This is a genomic window from Mesorhizobium sp. M6A.T.Ce.TU.002.03.1.1 (assembly GCF_003997275.1).
Lineage (GTDB): Bacteria > Pseudomonadota > Alphaproteobacteria > Rhizobiales > Rhizobiaceae > Mesorhizobium > Mesorhizobium mediterraneum.
On sequence record NZ_RZTI01000011.1, the window covers coordinates 20,327 to 35,474 of the forward strand.

Below are 15,148 nucleotides of genomic sequence, written 5' to 3' on the forward strand. Positions count from 1 at the left end.
TCGACTGTCAGTTGGTCAGGCCGATCTCGCGCATCTTGACGTAGACGACCTCGTCGGGCTCGCCAGTCTCCGGTAGCCCGAACAGTGACTGGAACTCCTTGATCGCTGCCTTGGTGCGTGCCCCGACCACGCCATCGAGCTGCATGTCGTCATTGCCAAATGCCTTCAAACCGGCCTGAATCTTGATAATGCGGGCGTCAGGTGCCTGCGCCGACGCATCCGCCGGCGCCGAAGCGGAAACGGGAATCGCGGCCATGTCGTCCGGGCGGGGCGCCGGATGCGGCACGACCGTCGAGGCGGTTGGCGTGGCGCCTAGTTGATCGAGCAGCACACTGTCGATCTCGCCGGAAGCGTTGAGCCCGACCTTCTGCTGATAGGCCTGTATGGCGTTGCGCGTGTTGGGGCCGGAAATGCCGTCGACGGTGCCGGAATAGAAATCGAGATCCTTCAAGATGCCCTGGACCTGCTCGACGACCGGATCGCTCTTGATCGGCGCGGGGGCCGAGCCCGGCCGCACGATGTTGATGGTGGTCTCTGGCTCGTCGGCGTCTGCGCGAGGAAAGCCCTCAATGCTCCTGGTCGCGAAGAACGCGCCGGCATGAGGAAAAGGCTGATACCACAGGGCATTCGCCGAGACGTAAAACAGCGTCACCAAGAAGGCGGTCGAACCGCCGACCAGAATCGGATTGCGCGAGATCAGGCTGCCAACGGCGACCGCGCCACCCTGGAAGGCATTGCCGCGGCGCTTGACCGCCTTAGGCTGTTTTGCGGAGCGAGCCATGCCTGTCCCCTTTTGTCTCCGCCTTGGCCGCAGGCATCGGCAGCACGCCGGGCTTGTCGGTCGAACGTCCCTTCGGTCCGTTCACCGGCAAGCTGATCGTTACTGTGGTGCCCTCGCCCGGCATGCTTTCGATCGACATCGTGCCCTCGTGCAGCGCCACCAGGCCCTTCACCAGCGACAGGCCGAGCCCGGTTCCCTCGAAGCGGCGCGTATAGTCGTTCTGGATCTGCATGAACGGCTTGCCGAGATTGGCAAAGTCTTCCTCGGCGATGCCGATGCCGGTGTCCCTGATCCAGAAATGCAGTCGCGAGCCGATCCGCTTGGCGCCGACGATGACATCGCCGCCATCGGGCGTGAACTTGATGGCGTTGGAGACGAGATTGATGAGTATCTGCTGCACGGCACGGCGATCAGCGTTTATCTCGCCGGCATCCGGTGCGATCTGAGCCTGCAGATCGATGTTTTTTGCCTCGGCCTGCTGCCGCATCATGGACTGGCACATTTCGACCGCTTCCACGAAACGGAACGGTTCCGGCTCGGCCGCGTAGGCGCCCGATTCGATCCTCGACACGTCGAGTATCGAGGTGACGACGGCAAGCAAATGCTGGCCGGACTCCTTGACCAAGCCGACATATTCCTTCTGGCGCGGATCCTTGAACGTGCCGAACATCTCATGCAGCAGCATGTCGGAGAAACCGATGATGGCGTTCAACGGCGTGCGAAGCTCGTGGCTGACGACCGCCAGAAACCGTCCCTTCGCCACTTCGGCAGACGCGGCCGCCTCGTTCGCAGCGGCAAGCTCTTCGCGCAATCCGGCGACTTCGTCGTTTTCGCGCAAGACGAGCGTGAAGACGTCCTGCTGCTCCTTCGCCCGCGTCAGCTCAAGGGAAAACGGCCGGTAATTGTCCGCCGTTGGGCCGTGGCCGTTTTGCGGCAGCCGGACGCGAAAATCGAGCCGGCGCGTCGACGCGCCATCGCGCATGTCGGCCAGCGCGCTGAGGTATGCGACGCGATCGGACAGATGGATACGATCGAACAGGCCAGTACCGAACAGCAGCTCCGGCTGCAGTTTCAGGATCGTGCGCGCTTTTGCCGACGCATCCAGAACCTCGCCATGCCTGCCGACCCGCAGGACAACGGCGTCGATGACGTTCTCGAGCCGTTCGTCGGTCGCCGGATCAAGCTGCGCGCCGGCCGGGCTGCCAAGTCTCGCGACGCGGGGAACGAGGGTGAGCGCCCAGGCCAGCGGCAGCAACCAATGCCACGCAGCGATTTCTGCCGCGCCGAACGGGAAGACGGAACCGGCAAAAGCCTGCAGCACGATAGCGACAAATGCGGATACCGCACCCCACAATGCAGCGCGACGAGACGCGCCAATCCACCAGGCTTCGAACGGGAGCGCCACGACAAGCATGGCAACTGGAGAGGCCAGACCGCCCGCCGCGGCAATGACGCCGGCAAGGGCAAGACTGCCCATCGCCAGGGCGACCTGGCTGGCGAACGCCATCTTACCCGATGCTGCCACCAGCAAGGCGGCAAACCAGCAAAGGCCGAAAGCCGCAAAGATCGCAGCCATGGTCAGGGCCGCGCCCATGCCCGAGGTGACCAGCGTGACTGCTGCACCTGCGGCGAAGAACGGAGCGGCCAGCATGACACCGATAAACCGGCGCTGGCACCGGCGATCGTTCTGTCCGAGGATGGACGGATGAACCATACGTTCGCAACCGGCTGCCATCGCGCCGGGCAACTCAACGTATCTGGCCCCGATCGAACTCAACTCAACGCACTCGCACCCGGTCGTGAACAGCCCTGCTTCGCAGGTTGCTTTTGTTGCTCTGAAACTCGCATCCAGCGTTTAAGGAATGGATAAGGCGGGACCGACCAATGCCCGGCCTGAGGCAAATATTGGGAGACCGGCGCGGCAAAACCTGGGCAATTGCAGCCATAGTAAATGGAGCGTTATTCGGGCGGATCGTCCTTCTGCCTCTGACAGTCGCCACCGGCACGCCGCACTTCTGGGAAATACCTATAGAAAACAGCCAGATGGATGGTTAACCCCAAGTGAAGAAAATCATCTGGATTTGAGGCAAACGCATTGCAAAATGCTTCGTTTCGAATTTGCCTAAAATTTGAGGAAAATTTTCGCTGACCAGGCAAGCCGTCCTTTGCGCGTCTATGCCACTATCGTATCCAAAGAGGTCATGCCGCACGAATGCATGATCCGATCACGGATGAGAGGCATACAGATGGGCTTTCTGATAAGAATGGCTTTCTGGTTTTCGCTGGTGCTTCTGGCGCTGCCGCTGAATGTCGGCTCCGACGAGACAGGCCACCAAAGCGTCGGGCCGATCCAGGCCTTGTTTGCGGCGCGTGAAGCGGTCGGCGACATTGCCGGCATATGCGAGCGCAAGCCCGACGTCTGCGAGACCGGCAAGTCCGCAATGCACACGATCACCGCCCGAGCCAAGGAGACCGCCAAGATCGCGGCCGCCATGTTGGACGACAAGACCGCCGAACCCGACACTGCGACGACGACCGGCAGCGTGCCCGAAGACATCGTCTTGCCCGCAAAAGTCGACCTGCCGGCGAAGAACTGAGACATTTTGTCAGCGCATCTGTCGCTGCATCGCAGGCCCTCCGCCCTCTCGACGCCTATGGTGTTTTTCCTCTTTTTCCGTGACGCGGCGTCGCCGGATGACTATATCCGGGGTGATGACCACGACGATCCAAACGATCCGCGACGACTTCTCCCTGCTTGACGAGTGGGAAGACCGCTATCGCTATGTGATCGAGCTGGGCGAGGCCCTGCCGCCGTTTCCCGATGAGGAACGCAACCCCGCCAACAAGGTGCCTGGCTGCGTCAGCCAGGTCTGGCTGACCACTGAATATGGACCGGGGCCCGACCCAGTCGTCACCTTCGCCGGTGATTCGGACGCCCATATCGTGCGCGGCCTCGTCGCTATCATGCTGGCGCTGTTTTCGAGACGACCCGCCAGCGAGATCCAGAAAACCGACGCGGAAGCCACGCTGAAGGCACTCGGCCTCGACGAGCACCTGTCGCCGCAACGCGCCAATGGTCTTCGTTCTATGGTCAAGCGCATCAAGCGCGACGCCGAGGCGGCCTTGAGGCAGACCGCCTGATTAGGCCACAGCGGGATTGGCCTGCATGATGGCGAGCCCTCGCATATGGCGCAACGCCTATCGATTGCTCCAGCAATGCCCCAAAAGCAAAACGGCGCCCGAAGGCGCCGTTGATCGTCTAACCCAGGTTGGGAAAGACAGCCGGTATCAGCGCCCCTTGCGCTTGCGGCCGAGACCCATCTTCTTGGCAAGCTGTGAGCGGGCGGCAGCATAGTTGGGAGCAACCATCGGATAGCTTGCGTCCAGGCCCCATTTTTCACGATACTCGTCGGGCGTCAGACCGTAGTGGGTCATCAAATGGCGCTTCAGCGACTTGAACTTCTTGCCGTCTTCAAGACAGACGATGTAGTCGTCATGGACGGAGCGCTTCGGGTTTACTGCCGGCTTCTGCTTGTCGGCAGGAGGCTGTTCACTGGCCCCGCCCACGCGCCCGAGGGCGGCATGGACATCGGCGATAAGGCTCGGCAGCTCGCCGACCGGCACCGGATTGTTGCTGACATAGGCGGCTACGACATCGGCCGTCAATTCGATCAGCGCATCACTATTTCTGGAAGGTGTTTCGATAATATCCATGGCTTCATGGCCCCAACGAGAGTTGTTTCTATCCGCGCCCTATTTTTGGCAGGTCGGGCACCGCGCGAAATTTTTGCAGGAAAGAGCCTCTGCGATTCGCGTCGCAGCATTCTAATGAGCCAGTGCACCAAGTAAGTCAATTCGCTTCTTGTGCTATATTCATCGATGTTAATAAAATATTCCACGATCAGCTTCAATCTTTCGTGCACTCTGTAACTTTGCGATATTTTCTGGTCAGACCAGTGGCGGCTGACGCAGCGTCAAGCTGCCGTTACATCCGTGATGGACAGTAAAAATATCTGAATGCTTGGCTATGCTTGGTTGTAGCGTAAGCTATTTGGTTGTTTTCAGAGTCTACGAAACCATAGGTTGCGATTTATCCCTGCTGTCTGCGAGCAAGCCGGAAATCGGCGCTGCGGACCGGCACCGGGCCTTCATTGTGGCGTGATGTACTTTCCATAGACCCAGCCGGTGACGAAATTGCCGCTTTGGGCCGGATCGTGCCAGACTTCGCACCAGCGATAGCGGACTTTTTCCACCTGCTGCGAGGCCGGCTGATTGGCGATGTCGAGCAGGTTTATGCCGCCGGTGCATTTGCCGGTCATCTGCAATACGGCACCGTTGGGATAGGCGGCCTGCTTCTGCGATGACCCGGCCGGATATTTGCGCACGTTGAGTGTGTCGCCAAACGGAACGTTGGTCACTTGCCAAGCTGCGAACACGGTTGCATGAGATTGGCCGGTAAAGGCCAAAACAGTCGAGGCGACGGCGAAAGCCGCGGCAGCGTGAAAACGGAATTTCATTTTTTCTCTCTCCTCCGGCTCATCTTCTGGAGCTCGGCGCAAAACATATATTCCGGCTCTTGAACCTGCGCTGATCGGCGTGTTCATTCTCCATTCAAGTAACTTCCACAGCGAGACGCAATGACCAGAACCCCAGCATTTCCGACTGTCAGCCCGCCACAACCAGAGAAGCGACCGGTCTTCGATATACATCATGGAGTAAACCGGACGGACGACTATGCCTGGCTGAGAGCCGACAATTGGCAAGAGATGTTCAGGGACCCGTCCCTGCTCGACGGCCAAATCCGCGCCCATCTCGACGCCGAGAACGTCTATCAGGCAGCGTTGATGGCCGACACCGCCCAGTTGCGGACGCAGCTTTTCAAGGAGATGAAGGGCCGCATCAAGGAAGACGATTCTTCGGTGCCGATGAAGGATGGGCCATACGCCTACGGGTCATCTTTCAAGCTTGGCGGCGAGCAGCCGCGTTATTTCCGAACACCGCGCGATGGCGGCGACGAGCAGATCCTGCTCGACGGCGACCTCGAGGCCGAGGGCAAGGCCTATTTCCGCCTCGGCGGCGTCGACCATTCGGCCGATCACGGCAAGCTCCTGTGGGCGTTCGACGACAAGGGCTCTGAATTCTTCACGCTTCGCGTGCGCGATCTCGCCAGCGGCGAAGAGTTGCCGGATAGGATCCCGGACACAGGTGGCGGCGGCGTGTGGGACGCAGGCAACGACGGATTTTTCTATACCCGTCTCGATCCCAACCACCGTCCTTCCAAGGTGCTGTTCCATACCCTTGGCGACAGTCATGAGAACGACCGGCTGATCTATGAGGAAACCGATCCAGGCTTCTTCATGAATGTCGGCGGCACGCGCTCCAACGAGTGGATCATGATCGGCATCAACGATCACGAGACGTCGGAGTACCGACTGATGAGCGCCAGCGAGCCGTTCGCCGAACCGAAGCTGGTTTCGCCGCGCGAGACCGGCCTGCAATACGACCTCGAAGAAGGCGGCGACATCTTCTTCATTCTCACCAACGCCGACGGCGCCAAGGATTTCAAGATCATGACGGCGCCGGCGAACGACCCGGTGCTTGCTAACTGGCAGGAACTGGTGCCGCACGAGGCGGGCCGGCTGATCCTCTCAGTGATCGGCTTCAAGGACCATATGGTCAGGCTTGAACGCAAGGAAGGCCTTCCGCGCATCGTCGTGCACGATCGCAAAAGCGGCGAGGAACACCTCATCTCTTTCGACGAGGAAGCCTTCTCGCTCGGCCTGTCGGGATCCTATGAATACGACACCGAGATCATGCGCTTTTCCTACTCGTCGATGACGACGCCGGCGCAGGTCTTCGACTACAACATGCGCACCCGCGAACGTGTGCTGCTGAAGACCCAGGAAGTTCCGTCCGGTCACGACCCGGACCATTATGTGACGCGGCGGCTGATGGCGCCCGCCGCCGACGGCGAACTGGTGCCGGTCTCGCTCATCCATCACCGCGAAACACCGCTCGACGGATCAGCGCCTTGCTTGCTCTACGGCTACGGATCCTACGGCATCACGGTGCCGGCGGCGTTCAACACCAACTGCCTTTCACTGGTCGATCGCGGCTTCGTCTACGCAATTGCCCATGTCCGCGGCGGCAAGGAAAAGGGTTACGGCTGGTACGACGACGGCAAGCGGGCGCACAAGATGAACACGTTCACCGATTTCGTCGCAGTCGCACACCACCTCGTCGCCGAGCGCTACACGGCCCATGACCGCATTGTCGCCCAGGGCGGCTCGGCCGGCGGCATGCTGATGGGTGCGATCGCCAACATGGCGCCGGAATGTTTTGGCGGCATCGTCGCCGAGGTTCCGTTCGTCGACGTGCTGACCACGATGCTCGACGCGACCTTGCCGCTGACGCCACCGGAATGGCCCGAATGGGGCAACCCGATCGTCTCGGAGGAAGACTACCGGACGATCGCAGCCTACTCGCCCTACGACAATGTCGCCGCGCTCGACTATCCGCCGATCCTGGCGCTTGCCGGCCTCACCGACCCGCGTGTCACCTACTGGGAACCGGCCAAATGGGTAGCGCGGCTGCGCGACCGCAAGACCGGCGACAATCCGGTGCTGTTCAAGATCAACATGGACTCCGGCCATGCCGGCGCATCCGGCCGGTTTTCGCGGCTCGAGGAAATCGCCTTCACCTATGCCTTTGCGCTGAAGGTGGCGGGCAAGGCCACCACAGCGCCGGCCGCCCTTTTGGACGCGCAAAGGGCGCTGTAGGAGCTTGATCTTGCGCATGATCCTCAGCGGAAATTCGATTCCGATTCCGGGTCATGCGCTACTGACTTTCTGCTCGCAAATGCGATGGCCGCGCGCTACCCAATGCGCGGCTTTTCGCGGCCGCGCCAACCAAAATCACCCAGTCACTCCAAAGGGTCTGCCATGTTGCTCGTCGACGTCTATCTCGACAAATCGCCTATCCAAGGCATTGGTGTTTTTGCCAAGAACCACATTCCCCGTGGCACACTGGTTTGGAAGCTCGATCCCAATTACGACCGGCGCATCCCTGTCGAGACCTATGAGCGCGAAACCGGGCCGATCAAAGCCTATCTCGATCGCTATTCCTATCCCGACCGGCGCGACCCCAACTACATCGTCTTCGAAGCCGACGACGCGCGCTACATGAACCATGCCGATGACCCGAATTGCGACGTCGCCTCGCCCGAGGAGACATATGCGTTGCGCGACATCGCGGCCGGCGAGGAATTGACCTGCGACTACAATCATTTCTTCGAAACCGGCTTCGATTTCCTGGGCGATCGCCACCCGTAATCGAACATTAGCTCGAAGGCTGCTTGCGTGCCGGATAGCCGTCGGGATGCGGCGGGACGGCTTTCAAGTAGGCTGCGATCGCCGCGCGGTCCTCGGGCGTCAGTTCGGCCATGTTTCTCTGCACATCGACCATGGCGCCGCCCACGGAATCGAAATCCGGCGTGAAGCCGGTTTCGAGATAGTAGGCGATATCGGTCTCTGACCAGTCACCGAGCCCGCCTTCGCCCGAAGTGATGTTCGGGACGATGCCGCTGCCTTCGGCGGCCGCAGCACCCGCTAGCCACTCGCTCTTCCTGGTGCCGCCGGTAAAGTCTCGCGGCGTGTGGCACTCGCCACAATGGCCCGGCCCTTCGACCAGGTAGCGGCCGGCCATCACCGGATCCGGCGTGCCATCGGGGAAGGAAACCACTGGCTGGTCGCTCAAATAGAGACGCTTCCACAGCCCGATGCCGCGACGGATGTTGAACGGGAATCCTAGCGCATTGGGCGGCGCCTTGCCGGTGACAGCGGGGAGCGTCTTCATGAAGGCATGGAGATCGGCAATATCGGTCGGCTTCATGCGCGCGTAGGATGAATAGGGAAACGCGGGGTAAAAATGTTCGCCGCCCGGCGACACACCCTTCAGCATGGCGTTGGCGAGGTCTTCCACCGACCAGGCGCCTATACCGTCCTTGGCATCCTGCGAAATGTTTGGCGGCGCGAAAGTGCCGAACGGCGTCTTGAGTTGGAGACCGCCGGCCAGTTGAAGGCGCGCATCGCCTTGCGAGCCTGGCTTCGCATGACAGGACGTGCAGCCGCCGGCATAAAAAATACGCTTGCCCCTGGCGGCATCGCCGGGGCCGAGCTGCGCCAGGGTCTCAGCGTCGAGCCTGACCGGCGCCGACAGGAACCAGCCGGCAACTGCGCCGGCGGCGCCTAGAAGAAGGGTCGCGCCGACGAGTTTTTTCAGCAGGCGCATCGCCCGCTATCAGCCCTTCTTTATCCTGTAGGTCTGGTGGCAGGTGCCGCAATCACCGCCAATGGTATTGAACTGCGCCTTCAAGGCATCGACGTCGGCAGGGGCGGCGGCCGCCGCAGCCTTGACGTTGGCGAGATACTTGCCCTCAACCTCCTTGAAGCCGGCCATATCTTCCCAGATCTTGGGAGCAGCCGTGGTGTCGCCGGTGTCGCTGCCCGCCGGGAAAAAAGTGTCGACGTTTGCATGGAATTTCTCCGCGTTGGCCTGCAGCGCCTGCAACGCCGTCAGCACGGCGGCGGCGTCGTAGGGGGCCTCGCCCTTGACAACTTTCGACAGTTGGCCGGCGATCTTTCCACGTTCCTTCATCAGGGCCTGCCGGTCCTGGATCGGATCGGCAAACGCCGCCGAACCGGCGAAGGCGAGCATCGAGATGGCGAGGATAAGCTTTCTCATTCAACTGGCTCCATGGTGAAAATGTTCGGGTGAAGGTCGGAACTGATCGATAACGGCAAAGGTGGCTTAAAAATTCCGGAAATTCGCCTCACGCTTATGTGAATTTTTGCGACAGTCGTTCTGTGTTGGAAAAAGCGGCCGAGCTTGCGCCAAAAGAAAAGCCCCGGCTTTCCGGGGCTTTTCTGCAAATCGATCAGGTCTAGGCCTTTTCGTAGAGCTCAAGGACATGGTCCCAGTTGATGAGACTGTCGACGAAGGCTTCGAGATATTTCGGCCGGGCGTTGCGATAGTCGATGTAATAGGAGTGCTCCCAGACATCGACGCCCAGGATCGGCGTCGCGCCATGGACCAGCGGGTTCTCGCCGTTCGGGGTCTTCGAGATTGCCAGCTTGCCGTCCTTGACCGAAACCCAGGCCCAGCCCGAACCAAACTGGGTGGTTCCGGCGGCGATAAAGTCCGCCTTGAATTTGTCGTAGCCGCCAAGGTCGCTGTCGAACGCCTTTTGCAGCGCGCCCGGCAATTTGTTGCCGCCGCCGCCCTTCTTCATCCACTTCCAGAAGTGGATGTGGTTGTAGTGCTGGGCGGCATTGTTGAAGAGCCCGGCATTCTTGCCGAAGGACTGTTTTACAACGTCTTCGACCGACAAATCGCCCAGGCCGGCTTCGGCAGCCAGCTTGTTGCCGTTGTCAACATAGGCCTTGTGGTGCTTGTCGTGATGGTACTCCAGCGTCTCCTTCGACATGTAAGGCTGCAAGGCCTCGTAGTCATAGGGCAAGGCGGGCAGTTCAAAAGCCATCGGTCGTACTCCTCGTGGAAAAAATCCGGTGTCGATACCGGACTAACATAGGTCTGGATTGATGTGGAGCAACTCCGGAATGAAGCGCCGGTTCCCTTTTTAGCCAGTCAGCCGGCCGAAGTCGAATGCGCCCAATCCCAATAGAGTTCGCGCGCCTTCTTGGCTACAGGCCCGGGTTGTAGATTGCGGTCCTCGATGCGGGTGACCGGCACGACTTTCGAATGGTTTCCCGTCGAGAATATCTCGTCTGCTTCGAGGAAATCGCGCACCGACAGCGTCTTCTCGATGGTCTTGAACCCGTACTCGCCAAGCAGCGTCATCGTCCGCGAGCGGGTGATGCCGGACAGGAACGTGCCATTCGGCGCCGGCGTCAGGACATGGCCGTCCTTGACCAGGAAAATGTTCGAGGTTCCGGTCTCGGCGACATTGCCCAACATGTCGAGCACCAAGGCGTTGTCGAAGCCGCGCATCTTGGCTTCGAGGATGGCACGGCCGTTGTTGGGATAGAGGCAACCGGCCTTGGCATTGGTCGGCATGGTTTCGATGGTCGGGCGCCGGAACGGCGAGACGGTGACCGAAAAGCCCGCTGGCGAGATCATCGGCGATTCGTAGAGGCAAAGGCAGAAACGGGTCGAGGCCGGATCGGCCGGCACGCCCATGTAACCACCATGCTCGGCCCAGTACATCGGCCTTATGTAGACCGCCGTCTTGCCATCGAACTTCTTCAGCCCGTCCCAGGTTAGCCCGACGATTTTTTCGGTGCTCATGGATGGTTTGAGGCCGAGCGCGATCGCCGAGGCGTTCACCCTCGCGGCGTGGCGATCGAGGTCGGGGGCGACGCCCTCGAACCAGCGGGCGCCGTCGAACACGCTGGTGCCGAGCCACATGGCATGGCTGCGCGGCCCCAGAATGGCGACGTTGCCTTCGTGCCAGTCGCCGTCCACGAAGGTCCATGTCGCGGATTGCGCCGCAGTCGCCAGTGTCATCGCTTGGTTCCGTTTCAGAGCTGTCCTGTGTCGCCAATGGAAGATGCTTTGGCGTCTGCCGTCAACGGGCATCGCTGAGATTTGTTGAGGCCAGCGCTATGTGAACTGCAATCTGTGCTTGCGCCTTGCCCTGCCTCGCCGCAAAACTGTCATCATGCACCATGCGGCTTACGTTTTCGACGCCTACGGCACGCTGTTCGACGTGCATGCCGCCGTACGCCGTCATGCCGACCAGATCGGGCCAGACGGCCAGCTGCTTTCGGAGATCTGGCGCGCCAAGCAGCTGGAATATTCCTGGGTGAGGACGCTGATGGGCGCCTACGCCGATTTCTGGCAACTCACCGAGCAGGCGCTCGATTTCGCCTTGCGTAAGGTTCCCTCCGCAGACAAGGGGCTCAGGGCCAAGCTGCTCGACGCCTATTGGCGGCTCGACTGCTATCCGGAGGTGCCGGCCGTGCTCAAGGCGCTCAAGGCATCGGGCGCGAGACTGGCGATCCTCTCCAACGGCTCGCCTGAAATGCTGGAAGCGGCGGTCAAATCCGCCGCGCTCGACCAGGTTCTGGACGACATCTATTCCGTCGATGCCGTCAGGCGCTTCAAGACCGATCCGTCGGTCTACGACTTGATCACGACAGGCTGGCGCCTCTATCCGGGCGCGGTGTCGTTTCAGTCATCCAACCGCTGGGACGTCGCCGGCGCGACCAAATTCGGCTTCCGGACAGTCTGGATCAACCGCTCCAACCAGCCCGAGGAATACCGGGACTTTCCGCCGGCCCTGATCCTGCCCTCGCTCGAAGGCCTGTTGGCCGGAGGCTAGCGCATGACCCCAAAGTCGGAATCGATTTTTGGAAAGGATCGTGGGCAAAGTAAAAGTGCCACAGCGTCCTTTACGCGTCCAAATGGACGCGGCGCCGTAGGCCTGTTGCCTCGGTGCAACAGCGGCGGCGCCGTCACAGCTTTGCCTTTGTTTGTCCACCCTCAGGCCAGAATCGGAACCGCCTATCGCGCCGGGGCATTGGTAGGGCTGGCGCCGTACCGATCGGCGTATTCATGTTTTGTTTCGATTTGAGACCTAAAAAAAGGCAACCATGTCCACAACCGAAATCGAATCCTATCGCCTGAGCCGTCGCGGCTTTCTCAACGCCGCTGCGCTCGGCGCCGCCTCGATTGCGGTTTCCGCCTGCACCACGGTGGGAGGGCAGCCGGTTGAGCCTCCGCCGCCAGCCAATGTCGAGCCACCGCTCCTGGACTATGCAACAATGTACGCTCCGGTCAGCGACGGTGGGCTCGACCTCCCGGGCATACCGTTCGAGAAAATCGACGAGCAATTTCTGCGTCAGATCGTTCCCGATCCGACCGGCCAACGGCCCGGCACCATCGTCGTCGATACGGCCGGCCACCACCTCTATCTCGTGCGTCCGGGCGGACAAGCCATCCGTTATGGCGTCGGACTGGGTCGTGCCGGTTTCGAATGGTCGGGCGACGCCGTCGTCCAATGGAAGCAGAAATGGCCGAAATGGACCCCGCCGGACGAAATGATTGCCCGGCAGCCTGAGCTCGCAAAATACAGCGCCGACAATGGCGGCATGCCCGGCGGCCTCACGAACCCGCTAGGCGCGCGTGCGCTGTATCTCTTCCAGGGCAACCAGGACACACTTTACCGCCTGCACGGCTCGCCGGAGTGGAACTCCATAGGTAAATCGGTGTCATCTGGCTGCGTTCGCTTGATAAATCAGGACATTATCGATCTCTACGACCGCGTGCCCGGCAAGGCGCCGGTGATCGTTACCTCCGGTATCGGTGAACCGATGGATGCCCCAGCAAACCGGAAGGCCATTCCGATCGATGACGGCGTGCCGGAAGGATCGATCCTGCTCGGCGCGGCCAGAACAATCTCGGACTCGATTTTCTGAGCTGGTCGAAAGTGCTGGAGGAGCGGACATTCGCCCTTCTCACTGTCGATCCGGACACGCCAAAGCATTCACGCACCCCGCCGAGTTCTCTGCCGCCGTCAATTGGCGGAATCTCGAAACACGCCGGCGTCCACGTCGAGCATGAAGCGGCTCACAAGAGCCGCGCATTCTCTATGATGGGTTTCCAAAAGCTGGTGTCCGCTTTCGAAGACGTGGATCTCCAGCGCATCAAGGGTGCGGTTGTATGCCATGATCTCGTTGATATCAAAGAAGGGATCGTGCCTACCCCAAAGCAGAAGGCACGGCGGCTGATGCTCGGAGTGGTAGGCCCGGATGGTCGGGAAACGCGCAATGTGCGACCCGTAATCGGAGAAGATCTTGAACTGGATATCGATGATTCCGGGCCGCGACAGACGCTCCCAGTCGAGATGCCAACCCTCGGGAGGATAGAGAGACGCCAGGCGCTCCGGCTGCTCTCCGACATACTGGTATCGGGTCGTCTCGAAATTCATCCAGTCGGGGAGCTTGGCCCTGTTCTCCTCGGTCGGGTCGGCAAAGAACGCCTTCGGGGCGTCCCATCCCTGCCCCAGCCCCTCCTCATGCGCATTGCCGTTCTGGACGATCAGACCACGGATGCGGTCCGGCCGGCGTGTTGCGAGGTGATAGCCTACCGGGGTGCCGAAATCGTGGATAAACAGGAAGAATCCCTCGAGGTCCAGCGCAGCGAGGAACGCGTCGATCGTGTCGGCAATGTTCTCGAACGTGTAGTCGTAGGCATCGGCGGATGGCGCGGAGGAGTAGCCGAAACCAGGCAGATCCGGCGCAAGGACATAGGCGGTTTCCGCCAATGGCTCGATGATGTTGCGATACATGTAAGACGAGGTCGGATAGCCGTGCAGCAGCAGGATCGCCGACCTCGCCGGGTCGCCGGCATGCCGGTAGAAGATGTCCAGGCCTTTGACATCGATGGTCTCGTGGCGGGTCTTGTGGTGATGGTTTTGCATCTCTCATTCCTCCTTCTCGTGCCGGACGTGACATCGCCCTGGCCTCGAAACCGGATTTCCATATTATAGCGGTTACAGTGCTTGTAACCGGATAACAGGTCAGACGAGGTTAGGTTCCGTGGCGAACGCACATACGCAATGGGTGCAGGAGCACTTCATTGGCGGGCACCCCGCCCTCGACCTGGCGAACGCCGTGTTCAATCGGCGGGTGCCCGAGCAGGATAACGAACTGCTTAAATCCGCCCGGGACATCGGAAACTGGTTCAAGGCATCGGGGCTTGCAGATGCTCGCCAGGCAGAAGCGGTCGCCAGCATAACGGGCGAACCGCTCATCGAACGGGTCCACGCGGTGCGGGAGGCGTCGGCCCGGGTCTTCGGGGCGATCGCCGCGGGCCGGCCCCCCGCGATGGAGGCGCTGAGCTTCCTGTTTTCCGGTGCGGCAAGCGGGCTTGCCGCCGGGTCCATCTTACCGACCGACGCGCGACCGGAACTCACTTTGGTCGAGTGGCGGAACCCGGCCGCCGTCACGGCCTTCCTGGCCGTGCTGTCGGTGGAAGCCTTCTTCACCCTGTCGCGGGAAAGGCTGCGCTCCTGTCCGCGCTGCGGCTGGCTTTTCCTGGACACGTCGCGAGGCGGGAAACGCCGCTGGTGCAGCATGCGGACTTGCGGAAACCGCGAGAAGGTGTCGCGCCACAGGGAGCATGCCTAACCGAACGGCTTCATCGTGATGTAGCGGCAGAGACAAGACCACAGCGGATGCCGTCGGCCGCCACATCTATCTTGGCGCTACCGCGTCCAGTTGCGCAAATGCGCTATGGCTGCTCAGGTTCGGACCACGTCGAGGCCCGCGGAAGGCTGAAGGTCCGCTTCCAAGAAATCAAGCCTCAAAGCTGCCAATCCTGCTTCGGCCCAGAAGCAGTCATCAA

The 15,148-nt window shown here is 60.9% G+C and carries 17 protein-coding genes and 1 tRNA gene; 8 read left to right on the forward strand and 10 right to left on the reverse strand.

The features are described 5' to 3' along the window. Positions 1 to 7: 7 nt before the first annotated feature. Positions 8 to 781 (reverse strand): peptidoglycan-binding protein, encoded by a 774-nt coding sequence (locus tag EOC93_RS05600; protein ID WP_095486536.1) that lies wholly within the window; start codon positions 779 to 781, stop codon positions 8 to 10. Beyond that, a complete protein-coding gene (locus tag EOC93_RS05605; RefSeq protein WP_127204085.1) occupies positions 756 to 2,495 on the reverse strand; it encodes a HAMP domain-containing sensor histidine kinase in 1,740 nt (579 codons plus the stop codon). The genes EOC93_RS05600 and EOC93_RS05605 overlap by 26 nt, the downstream gene beginning before the upstream one ends. A 532-nt stretch (positions 2,496 to 3,027) precedes the next feature. On the opposite strand from EOC93_RS05605, the gene EOC93_RS05610 reads away from it, so the two are divergent. Together EOC93_RS05610 and EOC93_RS05615 are read left to right on the forward strand one after the other, a co-directional pair. After that, on the forward strand, positions 3,028 to 3,378 hold the full coding sequence (locus EOC93_RS05610; protein ID WP_095486626.1) for a DUF5330 domain-containing protein: 351 nt from the start codon (positions 3,028 to 3,030) through the stop codon (positions 3,376 to 3,378). Positions 3,379 to 3,493: 115 nt separating this feature from the next. Further along, positions 3,494 to 3,922: a SufE family protein gene (locus tag EOC93_RS05615; RefSeq protein WP_095496748.1), complete on the forward strand. Its 429-nt coding sequence runs from the start codon at positions 3,494 to 3,496 to the stop codon at positions 3,920 to 3,922. 147 nt (positions 3,923 to 4,069) lie between these two features. Here the strand turns inward: EOC93_RS05615 and EOC93_RS05620 are convergent, their stop codons facing one another. Both EOC93_RS05620 and EOC93_RS05625 read right to left on the reverse strand, forming a co-directional pair. Beyond that, positions 4,070 to 4,495, reverse strand: a complete 426-nt coding sequence (locus EOC93_RS05620; protein WP_023800837.1) for a MucR family transcriptional regulator — start codon at positions 4,493 to 4,495, stop codon at positions 4,070 to 4,072. Between the two features lie 434 nt (positions 4,496 to 4,929). Beyond that, the gene (locus EOC93_RS05625) at positions 4,930 to 5,298 is read right to left on the reverse strand and encodes a hypothetical protein (protein WP_095486534.1); all 369 of its coding nucleotides are present in this window, start codon (positions 5,296 to 5,298) and stop codon (positions 4,930 to 4,932) included. A gap of 120 nt (positions 5,299 to 5,418) precedes the next feature. On the opposite strand from EOC93_RS05625, the gene EOC93_RS05630 reads away from it, so the two are divergent. Next, positions 5,419 to 7,560, forward strand: coding sequence for a S9 family peptidase (locus EOC93_RS05630; RefSeq protein WP_127204086.1), 2,142 nt, complete (start codon positions 5,419 to 5,421; stop codon positions 7,558 to 7,560). 162 nt (positions 7,561 to 7,722) lie between these two features. Continuing rightward, positions 7,723 to 8,112 carry an SET domain-containing protein-lysine N-methyltransferase gene (locus EOC93_RS05635; protein WP_126102929.1) on the forward strand — a complete coding sequence of 130 codons (390 nt, stop codon included), beginning with the start codon at positions 7,723 to 7,725 and terminating at the stop codon, positions 8,110 to 8,112. A 7-nt stretch (positions 8,113 to 8,119) separates the two neighbouring features. Here the strand turns inward: EOC93_RS05635 and EOC93_RS05640 are convergent, their stop codons facing one another. From EOC93_RS05640 to EOC93_RS34400, 5 genes are all read right to left on the reverse strand, one after another. Continuing rightward, positions 8,120 to 9,070, reverse strand: coding sequence for a cytochrome c (locus EOC93_RS05640; protein WP_127204087.1), 951 nt, complete (start codon positions 9,068 to 9,070; stop codon positions 8,120 to 8,122). Between the two features lie 9 nt (positions 9,071 to 9,079). Beyond that, entirely contained in the window at positions 9,080 to 9,523 is a 444-nt protein-coding gene (locus EOC93_RS05645; RefSeq protein ID WP_095486530.1) for a cytochrome c, read from the reverse strand. Between the two features lie 199 nt (positions 9,524 to 9,722). After that, complete coding sequence (locus EOC93_RS05650; RefSeq protein ID WP_126102931.1) at positions 9,723 to 10,319, reverse strand: superoxide dismutase; 597 nt, start codon at positions 10,317 to 10,319, stop codon at positions 9,723 to 9,725. 107 nt (positions 10,320 to 10,426) lie between these two features. Further along, positions 10,427 to 11,305, reverse strand: coding sequence for a branched-chain amino acid aminotransferase (locus EOC93_RS05655; protein WP_127204088.1), 879 nt, complete (start codon positions 11,303 to 11,305; stop codon positions 10,427 to 10,429). A gap of 61 nt (positions 11,306 to 11,366) precedes the next feature. Next, the gene (locus tag EOC93_RS34400; protein WP_164547003.1) at positions 11,367 to 11,513 is read right to left on the reverse strand and encodes a hypothetical protein; all 147 of its coding nucleotides are present in this window, start codon (positions 11,511 to 11,513) and stop codon (positions 11,367 to 11,369) included. Between the two features lie 268 nt (positions 11,514 to 11,781). On the opposite strand from EOC93_RS34400, the gene EOC93_RS33995 reads away from it, so the two are divergent. The 3 genes from EOC93_RS33995 to EOC93_RS05665 all read left to right on the forward strand — a co-directional run bounded on the left by EOC93_RS33995 (position 11,782) and on the right by EOC93_RS05665 (position 13,218). Next, positions 11,782 to 11,860: transfer RNA gene (locus EOC93_RS33995), tRNA-Phe, on the forward strand. After that, positions 11,823 to 12,122 carry an HAD-IA family hydrolase gene (locus EOC93_RS34000; protein ID WP_158302624.1) on the forward strand — a complete coding sequence of 100 codons (300 nt, stop codon included), beginning with the start codon at positions 11,823 to 11,825 and terminating at the stop codon, positions 12,120 to 12,122. The genes EOC93_RS33995 and EOC93_RS34000 overlap by 38 nt, the downstream gene beginning before the upstream one ends. Before the next feature lie 271 nt (positions 12,123 to 12,393). Beyond that, positions 12,394 to 13,218 carry a L,D-transpeptidase gene (locus tag EOC93_RS05665; RefSeq protein ID WP_127204089.1) on the forward strand — a complete coding sequence of 275 codons (825 nt, stop codon included), beginning with the start codon at positions 12,394 to 12,396 and terminating at the stop codon, positions 13,216 to 13,218. Between the two features lie 98 nt (positions 13,219 to 13,316). Here EOC93_RS05665 and EOC93_RS05670 read toward each other — a convergent pair whose 3' ends face one another. Continuing rightward, positions 13,317 to 14,222, reverse strand: coding sequence for an alpha/beta fold hydrolase (locus EOC93_RS05670; RefSeq protein WP_127204090.1), 906 nt, complete (start codon positions 14,220 to 14,222; stop codon positions 13,317 to 13,319). A 118-nt stretch (positions 14,223 to 14,340) separates the two neighbouring features. Here EOC93_RS05670 and EOC93_RS05675 point away from each other — a divergent pair, with 118 nt between their 5' ends. After that, complete coding sequence (locus tag EOC93_RS05675) at positions 14,341 to 14,931, forward strand: CGNR zinc finger domain-containing protein (protein ID WP_095486525.1); 591 nt, start codon at positions 14,341 to 14,343, stop codon at positions 14,929 to 14,931. Positions 14,932 to 15,148 lie beyond the last annotated feature (217 nt).